Raw genomic sequence first — 12,065 nt, 5'->3', positions numbered from 1 at the left:
TCAAATGAACTCATTGCGTTGTTCGACCGGAATCTTTTAAAATGCTGAAATCATTTTATCGCATAACTCCGAGCTTGTTTAGTCTAAGTTCTCAAGCAGAATATGACGGCAATGCCAATAATGATGTTTGTTATTCAGGGATAAGTTGGAAACGGCTTGTCCTCTCCATTTTAGAAAGGTGTCTCATGCAATCCATTCCTATAAAAAACGTAGGCGGCTCGTGTTTAGTCGATGCATTCCAGCGTGCCTACTATTATTTACGACTGTCGATTACCGAACAGTGTAATTTCCGTTGCAACTATTGCTTACCAAACGGCTATCAACCGGAAGCCAATAAACCCAGTTTCCTCACGTTAAGTGAAATTATCCGTATCGCAAGGGCTTTTGCCGATATGGGGACGAAAAAGATCCGTTTAACAGGTGGTGAACCGACTTTACGTAAAGATTTTCTTACGATTGCTGAAAATATTGCTCAAATCGAAGGTATCAATCAAATTGCGTTGACCACAAACGGTTATCGTATGGCGAAAGATGTCGATGCTTGGAAACGTGCAGGCATTACTTCCATCAATGTGAGCGTAGATAGCCTCGACCCGAAAATGTTTCACCAAATTACCGGTATTAATAAATTTGAAGAAATCATGCGTGGCATTGAACGTGCTTTTGAAGTGGGTTATGAGAAAATCAAGGTTAATTCGGTATTAATGAAAAATTTAAATGATATTGAATTTAATCAATTTCTCGCTTGGGTGAAAGCCCGTCCGATTCAAATGCGTTTTATTGAGCTGATGCAAACGGGAGAAATGGATAATTTTTTCCATCACTATCACCTTTCCGGGAAAGTTCTTGCTGATAAGTTAATCGCTCAAGGTTGGCAACAACAGCAAAAATCCCTAACGGACGGGCCGGCAAAAGTATTTAAACATCCTGATTATCAGGGGGAAATCGGCTTAATTATGCCCTATGAAAAGAACTTTTGTGCGAGCTGCAATCGTTTACGGGTATCCTCAAAAGGAAAATTACATCTTTGTTTATTTGGTGAAGAAGGTGTTGAATTGCGCGATCTATTACAATCTGATGAACATCAATCGCTTTTACAAGCTCGAATTTTTGCCGCCTTACAAAGTAAACGTGAACACCATTATTTGCATCAAGGTGATAGTGGTGTGCGTAACCACCTTGCCTCAATAGGCGGATAATATTCAAAAACTTTTTCAAAATTAACCGCACTTTTAATTATGACAACATTTACTCATATCAATAGCCAGGGTGAAGCCAATATGGTGGATGTATCCTGCAAAAGCGAAAGCGTACGCGAGGCGCGTGCCGAAGCCTTAGTGACCATGTCACAAGAAACATTAAGTATGATTCTAAACGGACAACATCATAAGGGGGATGTATTTGCTACCGCACGTATTGCAGGTATTCAAGCGGCAAAACGTACTTGGGAACTTATTCCATTATGTCATCCCTTGCTACTTTCAAAAGTAGAAATAAACCTAGAACCTTTGGCGGAAACGAATCAAATTCGTATTGAGTCCTTTTGTAAACTGACAGGAAAAACCGGGGTAGAAATGGAAGCTCTAACAGCAGCAAGTGTTGCAGCACTGACTATTTATGATATGTGCAAAGCAATACAAAAAGATATTGTGATTTCGCAAGTTCGCTTACTTGAAAAGAGCGGTGGAAAATCAGGTCATTTTTTAGCGGAGAAATAATGGATGTTACATATATTATTTTTTGGTCAGACACGTGAAATTATCGGACTGGATGGAGTTGAGTTAGAGGGAGAATTTGCGAGTGCAGAAGCCATACGTCGGCACCTATCTCTGCAAGGTGATAAATGGGCATTGGCATTGGAAAAAGAAAAACTGCTTGTCGCGATTAATCAAACTTTAAGTCCGCTTGAAAGTGCGGTTAAATCCGGCGATGAAATTGCTTTTTTCCCTCCGGTAACTGGGGGCTAATAGCATGAATAATATCCAGATTTCCGTGCAAGAAGAGGAATTTGATCAAAATTCGGTTTACCAATGGCTTTCAGCACAATACTCCGTTGGTGCAGTCGTCATTTTTGTGGGAAAAGTCCGTGATTTCAATTTAGGCGATGATGTATCAAGTCTTTATTTGGAACATTATCCTGCTATGACAGAAAAAGCATTACAGGAAATTGTATCGGAAGCCAAACAACGTTGGGATATTCAGCGGATAGTGGTTATTCATCGTGTTGGATTATTACATACCGGCGATGAGATAGTATTAGTTGGTGTGGCCTCGGCACATCGTGGCGACGCTTATAGGGCCAATGAATTTATTATGGATTATCTTAAATCAAAAGCGCCGTTTTGGAAGAAAGAGCAGACCAACAGAGGAGAGCGCTGGATTGAAGCGAGAGATTCAGATAAAACAGCATTAGAAAAGTGGTAAAACTAAAAAGCTCGGGAAACCGAGCTTTCGATTAAATCATTCTAGCCTTCCGAACCAGCAAGATTACCTAAATCTTTATCAATTAAGAACAAGCCTTTACCATCCTCACCAAGAAGGTTCAGTTTATCTAAAATACTGCTAAAGAGTTTTTCTTCTTCGTGTTGTTCAGCTATATACCATTGTAAGAAATTAAATGCTGAGTAGTCTTTTTCTTCAAAAGTAAGACCGACTAATTCATTAATTTTATCGGTAATTAATTTTTCATGTTGATAAGTAATCTCAATTACTTCTTTTAGTGATTTATATTCGTGCGGTGGTGCTTCAATCGCAGAAATAATAGCTAATGCACCGGTCTCATTTAAATAAGTGAATAATTTGCGCATATGCTGCATTTCTTCTGCTGCATGCGCAGATAAGAATTTTGCTGTACCTTCAAAACCTTGTTGCTCACACCATGCACTCATTTGAAGATACAAATTAGAAGAATAAAATTCCAAATTCATTTGATCATTTAATAATTTTACGACATTTGTTGATAACATTTTATATCTCCTATCTATTATAAAGTTGCCAAATCACGATCGACGAAATATAAACCACGGCCATCTTCCCCGACTAAATTAAATTTATCAATAATACTATTGAATAATTTTTCTTCCTCATGTTGTTCAGCCACATACCATTGTAAGAAATTAAATGTAGAGTAGTCTTTATTTGCAAAAGTCACCTCAACTAATTCATTAATTTTTGCAGTGACAAGCTTTTCGTGTTCTAACGTAATTTCGAATACTTCCTTTAATGAGGAATAATCATTTTTCGGCGCTTCAATTTTACCCAAAAGCGGCATACCGCTGGTCTCACTTACATACTGGAATAATTTGTGCATATGTTCTAACTCTTCGTCTGCATGACGAAGTAAAAAAGCTGCAGCACCTTCATAACCATTTTTTGAACACCATGCACTCATTTGTAGATAAACATTGGAAGAGTAGAACTCTAAGTTAATTTGTTCGTTTAATCTATCTGTAATTGCTTGATTCAGCATAACTAACTCCTTTCCGTTTTGATCAATAAATAATGAACTAGGTCATTCTAGAGAGATAAATGAGAATTTTCAAGATATTTTTTCGCCACATCATTGTAACTTATTAATTTTAAAGGATAAAATCAAAGAAAATTATTCTCATTTAATTATTGATTTTGCAGCAATAAAAACTATGTCAACTTTAATACCCCTAAATAGCTTGAAATTAAATTTTTCAATTCTGTCGGCAGAATTAAAGAGCATAGATAAAGATAGCGTTTAAAAAGTTACTTCATTCCACATTAAATTTAACATAATATACATTATGCGAAATTAGTTATCTGGTAAGTAAAAACTACGGGTTAAGGAAATCACAGACTTATGCACACGTCACGAATACTACTAAAACAGGACAAATAAAGCGATTTTTAAACGTTGTAACACCTTGTCAGTGTAATTTATCGAATGGCTAAGATTGATTGTCAGTATTTTGTCAAGATACGGCTGTGCAAAATCCAGTTCGTTTTGACGAACAATCAACCCTATTTTTTTATCCTATAAAATGTTATTTGTGACGTTGTGATGTTTTACGTGTAATGATGACGAGATTTAAAATTAGGTGTGGATGTATCGGGATTGGTTTTACTTTTGAGATCTTTTCTTGTGTTTTTACTAACGCCTTTCGCTACGCTCCAGTTTTAAGTCACGTAAGGCTTTTTCAATGTTAAACTGTTCCAATTCTGGATAAGTCACTTTTCCCTTTCCGTCGCCCTCGTCAAATACAAAAATCTATAGTACTTAAAAACTAAAAAAGCATATTCATTTTCTGAATATGCTTTCATTTTTTAGTAGGTATTATTGTGATACTGTCACTAAATTAATCTAGTAATTTTGCACCATATTCATAAACCTGTTGTAGCAAAAATAGTTTTTCTGGATTATCAACATTTTCATCAGCAAGTTGCTTTAAGCTGTTCTCAAAATCAATCAAACTTTGCTCTAATTTACGTTGACGATATTTCTGCCATTTTATTTGCTCCGCACGTGTCAAGGTTTTATAGAAATGCCGTGCACGATAATGAAATAATAAATCAGTTATGCGTTTATCTTCAAAAGCTAATCCATGTTCGGCTAATTTTTCCGAAGGTAATTGACGTAATATCATCATATTGTTTTTATCGGCATTATTGAAAAAACCGCTATAAAGCTCAGTTTCCACATTGTCACTAGGCTCGAACACGCGTTCTTCGCTAAAAATATCAATGACTTTCTCGCGAATATCAAAAGACGAACGTAGCTTAGCCAGATTTTCTAAACATAATTGACGATCGATACCTAAACGCTCAGCATTTTCTGGTAATAAGGTTTTGGCTGGTGCAAGAATCGGACATTTATTAATATGTACAAGTTTTAATGGAACGGGTGGTACTTCCCTTTCGTTTAACGACGATTTTTTAGTATATAAATCCGTTCTTAATTCATCCACACTTTTTGCCAATAAATTATCAATATCACCGCTTAAATCACATACAATTACGGCATTTTGATTGATTGGATGCCAAGCTAAGGGAGCGATCCACGTGCAATTACCACGATAATTTCCAAGCATACCGGAAACATGAACTAACGGTGTCATTTCTGCTGTATCAATGAGTTTTTCCACGTCCCTTTTGCCGCGATTTTCAAAGAAATATTGAAATAATTTAGGCTGTTTTTGTTTAATTAATTTTGCCATAGCAATAGTTGCATACACATCCGCCATAGCATCATGGGCATTCTCGTGGGCAATTCCATTAACTTTGGTTAGCTTTTCTAATTTAAAACTTGACATTCCCTCCTCATCGTACGCCCAATTTATCCCTTCAGGGCGTAATGCATAGCAAGCTCGTACCAGATCTAATAAATCCCAACGAGAATTGCCATTCTTCCAACTATATTCATAAGGATCAATAAAATTACGATAAAAAGTATAGCGCGTCATTTCATCATCAAAACGAATGTTGTTATAACCCATTACGCAAGTATTGGGCTGAGAAAATTCGGTTAAAATTTTTTCAGCAAATTCCGGTTCGGGAATCCCCTTTTCATTACATTCTTGAGGCGTGATCCCCGTAACCATCACTGCTTCCGGGGAAGGCAAATAATCGTTGGTTTGCTTACAATAAAGCATTATCGGATCACCAATGATATTAAAATTCTCATCCGTCCGGATACCGGCAAATTGTGCCGGACGATCCGTCGCCGGGTTTACACCGAAACTTTCATAATCATAAATAAAAAAACTGAAATCGTTTTTTTGCATAGTCTTTCTCAAATCTAAACCAAAATTTTATCTAAATAATACAAACAGCAAATAGCCGTAAGGCTGAACACAATTCCTACCCCATTAATTTTGCTGATTTTTTCTTTAAAAATTAATGCACCGGTGATGGTACCCAAACAAATCACCCCAATATTCATTCCGGCAAATACTAATGTCGGGTTTGCACCAAAACTTTGGTGAGCCTTAATGTAAAACAGAATATTAAAAAAATTTAATACCCCTAAAATAATCCCACAGACAAAACTTGCCACACGCCATTGTGTTCTTTTAAGAAGCAAATAAATAAACATCACACAAGCGGCGAGTGAAAAGGCAATAAACAAGGTTGTCGGGAATGCGCCACCGCTCTTTGACACTTGCTTAAACAAAATATCAATAATGCCGTAACCAAACCAGACGCCAATTAACGCAAAAATACCTTTAAAATTGACCGCACTTTGCTCGTTCGGTTTACTTAACAAGCAAAGCAAACCAATAAATGCCAATATAACGCCAATTAATTTTGAGTGGCTTAAGGCTTCGTTAAAAATAAAAAACGCCGCTAAAATCGGCAAAAATAAAGATAAGCGCTGAGCCGCATCAGAACGAACTATACCGGCAAATTCAACCGCTTTTGACATAATAATAAATACGCTCGGTAATAATAATCCTAATGCCAAGAAAATCGGCATGCTATCGCTTTGTGCGATATAATCCGTGAATCCTAATCCTTTAAAGTTCGGCTTTAGCAAAAAATAGCTCAATAACAAGGCGACAATATAGTTAAAAGCAATCGCCTGCTCGATAATAATATTTTTCTTGCGTGCGACTTTGAGCAAAATAGAAACGGCAACGCTACAGAAAATAGCGAGAATAAGATTGTGCATTTTTGTTCCTTAATGAATAATTCTTAAAATTGCGGATAATTTCCTATAAAAAAGTGCGGTCAAAAATACTTTCATTTTTAACCGCACTTATCCTCTACTCTGTTGCACCAAATCCTCGTAACCCAACCACGTGAACGTGTTCTTGGTTACCGGCAATTTTACGTACCAATTTATAGGTTGTGCCTTTTTCCGGGCTAATATTTTCCGGTGCGGCGATGAGGAGTTGCATATCCAATCGTTCACACAATTCAAATAAGGTGGAAATGGACTTACCGTCAAGACGTGCCGCTTCATCAAGGAATAATAAGCGACAAGGTACAATGTCTTTACCTCGAATCCGGCGGCTTTCTTCTTCCCAGCTTTGGACTACCATCAGCAAAATTGACATCCCCGTTCCGATAGCTTCACCGGTTGATAATGCGCCGCTTTCCGCGCGTAACCAACCGTCCGCACCACGGAAAACTTCTACTTCCAATTCAAGGTAATTGCGATAATCCAATAATTCTTCGCCGATAGTTTGCGCGGTGCGTTGCCCCATATCAATGTGCGGATTAATGCGTTGATAGAGCTTCGCCATGGCTTCTGAGAAAGTAATGCGGTTGTCATTAAATAAATCTTGATACTCATCTTGCTGACCGGAAAGGGCGTCAAGCAACATTGCATGGGTATCACGAATATTTACCACTAAGCGTACGGATCTTACCTGACCGAAAGCAATATTTTGTAATCCCTGATTCAACATACGAATTCGGTTCTGCTCACGTTGAATTGTTTTCCGCATAATGTTGGCCACACTTTCAGAACTAATTGCCAGTTTTTTCTCACGGCTAGTGAGTTCGGCGGTTAAGCGGGAAAGTTCAATTTCCATTTGTTCAATGGCATCAATAGGATCATCGGTTTTAATGATGTCTTGGCGGATACGTTCACGCAAATGTTGATATACCGCGATAAAGAAGCGCACTTTGTTTTCCGGTTTACGGCTATCTTCCGAGGCACGTAAACTATCACGTAAATATTCGTTGTCTGCCACGGCGGTACGTAATGCCCCCAATGCTTTATCCGACATTGAGCGGAGTTCATCAGCAGATAAATAAGCCAGCTCACGGCGGTTTAAGCGTTTTTCCACATCGGAATGCCGGGATAAACGTAATACGACACACCAACTTACTTTGGCGGCAACAATCAATTCTCGCTGGGTTTTGTAATCACGTTCAGCCTTGCGAATACGGCGGTTAAGATTTTCCGCTTCACTTTCAATTAACGTGAGTTGTTTTTCCGCATAAGAACGTCTTTGACGATTGGTTGAAAGTTGCTGATGCAACTCATCACGGCGAATACGCACCCGCTCTTCAGCTCCTTCATCGGCACGCACACCCAACTCATCAATTTCACTAATGAGTTCTTTTAATAGCTGATTTTTACTATCATAAGAACTTTGTAATCCAATGAAAACCTGATTATATTGCGCAAATTGCGTTTGTTTTTGACGAAGCTGTTCCCGTTGTGCATCACGTTGGGTTTGCATTTGTTCTAAACGTTGGCGAAGTTGATCGTTCAATTCCGAAGTTTCTGTCTGAACCCGATCTTCATAAGCAAAATGATGTTTACGCTGTACGACATCAGCTAATGCAAAAACACGTTGTTGCACTTGTTTTTGGCGTTCAATGGCTTGTGCTAATTCGTTTTTTAACGTTTCATAGTGTTCCGGATCGCTTTGCAGCGTGTTAGCTATCGGCTCTAGTTGTGACAACGTCGCACCATATTGACGAATAAATAATTCGTCTTGCTCCGCTATATCTAATTGTTCCCGACATTCCTCGATACGATCAACTAAATCTTCGTCTGCCAATATGCTTAATTGTGGAATTAATTTATTAAGCAATTGCATTTTTTCTTTTGCGTTGTCTAATTGAATACGCAATTGCTGCTCACCGCTACTAAATTGATTTAATTCACGATCAATTTCATTACGTTCACGGTTAATTTCCGCCATTAATGCTTCCGGATTTGGTTGGAATGCAAGGGCTAAATGTAAACCGACAAATTGGCTGAAATGTTCGTGTAAACGTTGGCATTTTTGCACATCAAAGGCAATTTGTGCGTGATCTTCCGCAATTTCATCACGTTGAACTTGCAATTCTTCCAAACGTTTTTCACGGGCTGCACGACCAAATAATGGGATTTCCGGGAATTTAGAATAACGCAATTCACGTTCGGACACTTGAACCACCACGCCAAGCTCTAGCTCTTGCGCGGATAGTACGCTGTCATCGAAAGCGGTCGGATCACCTTCAATTAAATAGAGATCATCCGGACAATCATCAAGTTTATCCAATTGTTCCCTTACCGTATTTAAATCACGAACTACAATGGCATGTCGTGCCGGGCCGTAAAGTGCGGAAAAATACGGTGCGTCTTCAATCGGTACGTCATCATAAAGTTCGGAAAGCAACACGCCGCCGAAACGTTCTGCAAGCGTATTCAAACGCATATCTTCAGAACCGTCAGGCTGACTTAAACGGGAAATTTGCTCCTCTAATTGTTGGCGTTTTTGTTCAAGTTGATCACGTTGCATCGTCAATTCGCGTTCTTTCACGAGTTGCGCCTGCATAAAATTCATCACATCCTGACTGTGCCGGAAAGTCTCTCCGCTCTGCTCTTCCAAGCGTTCCAATGCTGCCTGAGCTGTCAGCCAAGCCGGCGCTTTACGTGCATTTTCATCATAAAGTGCGGTTAAGTTTTCACGTTTTTGACGAAGTATTGAACGAGTTTCCACTTGTTCGGAAAGATCCGCCGTAAGCTCATCTACCAAAGCTTCCTGCTCCGCATGATAGGCTTCTAATTCATCGGCAGTGGCTAAATTTAAATCCGCCCGCTGATTAAAATCATTCAATAATCTGACCGCACTTTGTTGTTGGGCGTAACGTTGTTCCAGCTCATGCAATTTGGCACGAAGTTGCGGTGTTTGTTGTGCTTGTAATTTTTGACTTGGGTATTCACGCAATAATTCTTTAGCGCTTTCCCAAGCAGTAGAACGCGGTATATCACCGGCAATTTTACGGACTAATTGGTAAGCCTTATCAAATTGGGATTTTGCCGCCTCAGAAATAGACATTTTATGTTCTAATTCCAATACTGTTTCCGTTAAGCTTTCCGCATGTGCTTCAAATTCAGCGTGGTAATCAGAGACATTTTTCACATTCAGATCGGCTAAACCGCATAGGTTTTTTGCCTTTTCTAAAGCCGCAATAGCCTGTTGATATTGTAAAGCCCGTGTTTGTTGGGCGTCCAATGCCTGTTGATAGTCGGCAAGTTGAGAACGTACTTCATCGATTTCGATCTCACTTTGTTCAAACAATGCTTGGCTTTCTTCAAGTTGTTCATTGGCAGTTTCCACTACTATTTTTTGTTCTTCCAAACGTTCGGAAAGCTCTGCAACATCTTCTTGATAACGAGATATTTTTTCTTGATGACGAAGTGCATTTAACACCAGATTTAAGTGATCCTGCGCGCTTTGGTGATCCACTTCCAACGTACGTTCATTTTCCGCCAGTTCGGCAACCTCTCGGCTTAAATCAATTAAACGGTGTTGTGATAAATCCTGCTCCGTCTTGGCTTTATACCATTCGCGGCGAAACGCGAGTGCCGCTTCAATATTGCCACGGCGTTCGTTGGCATTACGCATATAATCCGATGCCACATAATTGGTGGTTTCGGTAATTAAATGCTTGAATAAATCACGATCGGATTGGGTAACTTTTATGGCTTCCAAGGTCATACGGTTTTCACGCAACGCACTTTCCATATCTTGGAAGGCCTTGCGTACCCCTAAATTCTCCGGCAATAAATAATCACGCAAAGAACGAGTGATCGCACTTGAAATACCACCGTACAAGGAGGCTTCGATAAGTTTATAAAATTTGCTGCGATCCGAGGCGGAGCGTAAACGTTTCGGAATAATGCCCAAATCAAACATCATTCCGTGATAATCGGTGATGGAATGGTATTGTTTAAACTGAGAGCCTAAATTTTCAATTTTATCTTTGAGTTCGTTTAAATTCAGCACGCGTGCTTGACGCTCCCCCACGCTTTCCGTGAAAAGTGCGGTCGGATTTTGTGATAATTCAACACCTTGAAGGGAGAAGGTTTTTAAATCGACTTTTTTATCACGTCCGGCGACCTGCTGCAAACGAACCCCGACAAGAACACGCTGATGACGGGAATTAATGGTATCCAATACGGCGTAACAAACGCCCGGGCGTAATTTCCCATGTAAACCTTTATCACGTGATCCGCCCGTTGAGCCGGCTTCTGTTGTGTTACGGAAATGAAGTAATGTTAAATCCGGAATGAGCGCAGTAACAAACCCTGCCATCGTGGTTGATTTCCCCGCGCCATTACCACCGGAAAGCGTAGTAACCAATTCATCCAAATCAAATGTACGGGCAAAAAAGCCGTTCCAGTTGATTAATGTTAGAGAGCGAAATTTGCCCCGTTCGACAGCATGATTGATGGCAGGTGCAACAAGCAGGCTTTCTGCCGTATGTTCAATGTCTTGCGCGTGTGATTCGTCCTGCACAATATCATTTTTTAATTCTAATACATCAGACATTATTCTTGCTCTCCTACATCATCAAATTCTGCTTCAATTTCAACCGCACTTTCCTCGTCGATTTCCTCAACATTATGTTCCGTATTTGCCAATGCTTGTTTTTCCAGTTGTAAAGACTGCGGAGTGGCGGCTTCCCCATCACGAATTAAGCGGGCTTGGGCTTCTAGCGGATCATCTCCGGAACGCACTTCCGCTCCAAAACGGAAAACAGATTCGGAAATAGTAAATTTGCCGCTATTTTGTTCGCCTACCGTATGAATCATTCCCAAACGGCGCAAACGACCAATTGCCGCACGCACTTTTTCAGCTAATTTTTGTTTATCCAAGTCAGAACCGCTGGAGCGCTGATTCACCGCTTTTAACAATTTGTCTCCGTCAGCCAAATTGAGTAATTCATCATAAACTTCTTGTGTGCTAAAAATCCCCTGCTGTGCCAAACGCTCCGGACTTAAATAGAGGTAACAAAGCACTTTTCCCACTAACATTTCCAATTCGGAAAGTACTGAACGAGCAATTAAGGTCGTAGCCTTAGGACGTAAATAGAAAAAGCCTTCAGGCGCACGAATAAGCTCCACATTATAGCGACGATAAAAACCGTCTAGCTCATTTTGGAAATCCATTAAAAAGGCGTGATTATCAAGTTGTTCCGTGCTGATATGGCGACCTGAACGCAAAAGGCTATCCACCATAGGAAATAACGGATTCGCAATTGCCGTTGCAAGTTTTGGGGAAATTACATCTTGAAGATTATCTGTCATGGTTTATTTCTCTTACTCTTTATATCCTGTCCCAAGGATGATTAAATCTCTTTTAAAA

At 39.5% G+C, this 12,065-nt stretch carries 10 protein-coding genes and 1 riboswitch; of the genes, 4 read left to right on the top strand and 6 right to left on the bottom strand.

Annotated elements, in window-relative coordinates; all coding sequences use genetic code 11:
- Positions 1-54 precede the first annotated feature (54 nt).
- A riboswitch (molybdenum cofactor riboswitch) is annotated at positions 55-197 on the top strand.
- From moaA to moaE, 4 genes are all read left to right on the top strand, one after another.
- Positions 186-1,199, top strand: coding sequence for a GTP 3',8-cyclase MoaA (gene moaA / locus FEE42_RS02015; RefSeq protein WP_164027607.1), 1,014 nt, complete (start codon positions 186-188; stop codon positions 1,197-1,199). (Overlaps the previous riboswitch by 12 nt.)
- A gap of 39 nt (positions 1,200-1,238) precedes the next feature.
- The gene (gene moaC, locus FEE42_RS02010; protein WP_135968571.1) at positions 1,239-1,718 is read left to right on the top strand and encodes a cyclic pyranopterin monophosphate synthase MoaC; all 480 of its coding nucleotides are present in this window, start codon (positions 1,239-1,241) and stop codon (positions 1,716-1,718) included.
- Between the two features lie 3 nt (positions 1,719-1,721).
- Positions 1,722-1,967: a molybdopterin synthase sulfur carrier subunit gene (gene moaD, locus FEE42_RS02005; RefSeq protein ID WP_135968570.1), complete on the top strand. Its 246-nt coding sequence runs from the start codon at positions 1,722-1,724 to the stop codon at positions 1,965-1,967.
- Positions 1,968-1,971: 4 nt separating this feature from the next.
- Positions 1,972-2,424: a molybdopterin synthase catalytic subunit MoaE gene (moaE, locus tag FEE42_RS02000; RefSeq protein WP_164027606.1), complete on the top strand. Its 453-nt coding sequence runs from the start codon at positions 1,972-1,974 to the stop codon at positions 2,422-2,424.
- A 41-nt stretch (positions 2,425-2,465) separates the two neighbouring features.
- Here moaE and ftnA (FEE42_RS01995) read toward each other — a convergent pair whose 3' ends face one another.
- From ftnA (FEE42_RS01995) to mukE, 6 genes are all read right to left on the bottom strand, one after another.
- Entirely contained in the window at positions 2,466-2,966 is a 501-nt protein-coding gene (gene ftnA / locus FEE42_RS01995) for a non-heme ferritin (RefSeq protein WP_135968568.1), read from the bottom strand.
- A 17-nt stretch (positions 2,967-2,983) separates the two neighbouring features.
- Positions 2,984-3,469, bottom strand: a complete 486-nt coding sequence (gene ftnA, locus FEE42_RS01990; protein ID WP_135968567.1) for a non-heme ferritin — start codon at positions 3,467-3,469, stop codon at positions 2,984-2,986.
- 856 nt (positions 3,470-4,325) lie between these two features.
- Positions 4,326-5,750: an exodeoxyribonuclease I gene (sbcB, locus tag FEE42_RS01985; RefSeq protein WP_164027605.1), complete on the bottom strand. Its 1,425-nt coding sequence runs from the start codon at positions 5,748-5,750 to the stop codon at positions 4,326-4,328.
- 14 nt (positions 5,751-5,764) lie between these two features.
- Entirely contained in the window at positions 5,765-6,637 is an 873-nt protein-coding gene (locus FEE42_RS01980) for a DMT family transporter (RefSeq protein WP_135968565.1), read from the bottom strand.
- Positions 6,638-6,731: 94 nt separating this feature from the next.
- Complete coding sequence (mukB, locus tag FEE42_RS01975) at positions 6,732-11,249, bottom strand: chromosome partition protein MukB (RefSeq protein WP_164027604.1); 4,518 nt, start codon at positions 11,247-11,249, stop codon at positions 6,732-6,734.
- Positions 11,249-12,007 (bottom strand): chromosome partition protein MukE, encoded by a 759-nt coding sequence (gene mukE / locus FEE42_RS01970; RefSeq protein ID WP_077494552.1) that lies wholly within the window; start codon positions 12,005-12,007, stop codon positions 11,249-11,251. The genes mukB and mukE overlap by 1 nt, the downstream gene beginning before the upstream one ends.
- Between the last annotated feature and the right edge of the window lie 58 nt (positions 12,008-12,065).

This window comes from Rodentibacter caecimuris, from assembly GCF_010587025.1.
GTDB lineage: Bacteria > Pseudomonadota > Gammaproteobacteria > Enterobacterales > Pasteurellaceae > Rodentibacter > Rodentibacter caecimuris.
Note: the sequence above shows the minus strand (reverse complement) of the source record. Positions and strands in the feature narration are given on the sequence as shown.

Excerpts from the sequence above, each read along its gene's own strand:
- moaA (WP_164027607.1), top strand. The coding sequence starts at position 186 with ATGCAATCCATTCCTATAAAAAACGTAGGCGGCTCGTGTTTAGTCGAT.
- moaC (WP_135968571.1), top strand. The coding sequence starts at position 1,239 with ATGACAACATTTACTCATATCAATAGCCAGGGTGAAGCCAATATGGTG.
- moaD (WP_135968570.1), top strand. The coding sequence starts at position 1,722 with ATGTTACATATATTATTTTTTGGTCAGACACGTGAAATTATCGGACTG.
- moaE (WP_164027606.1), top strand. The coding sequence starts at position 1,972 with ATGAATAATATCCAGATTTCCGTGCAAGAAGAGGAATTTGATCAAAAT.
- ftnA (WP_135968568.1), bottom strand. The coding sequence starts at position 2,966 with ATGTTATCAACAAATGTCGTAAAATTATTAAATGATCAAATGAATTTG.
- ftnA (WP_135968567.1), bottom strand. The coding sequence starts at position 3,469 with ATGCTGAATCAAGCAATTACAGATAGATTAAACGAACAAATTAACTTA.
- sbcB (WP_164027605.1), bottom strand. The coding sequence starts at position 5,750 with ATGCAAAAAAACGATTTCAGTTTTTTTATTTATGATTATGAAAGTTTC.
- FEE42_RS01980 (WP_135968565.1), bottom strand. The coding sequence starts at position 6,637 with ATGCACAATCTTATTCTCGCTATTTTCTGTAGCGTTGCCGTTTCTATT.
- mukB (WP_164027604.1), bottom strand. The coding sequence starts at position 11,249 with ATGTCTGATGTATTAGAATTAAAAAATGATATTGTGCAGGACGAATCA.
- mukE (WP_077494552.1), bottom strand. The coding sequence starts at position 12,007 with ATGACAGATAATCTTCAAGATGTAATTTCCCCAAAACTTGCAACGGCA.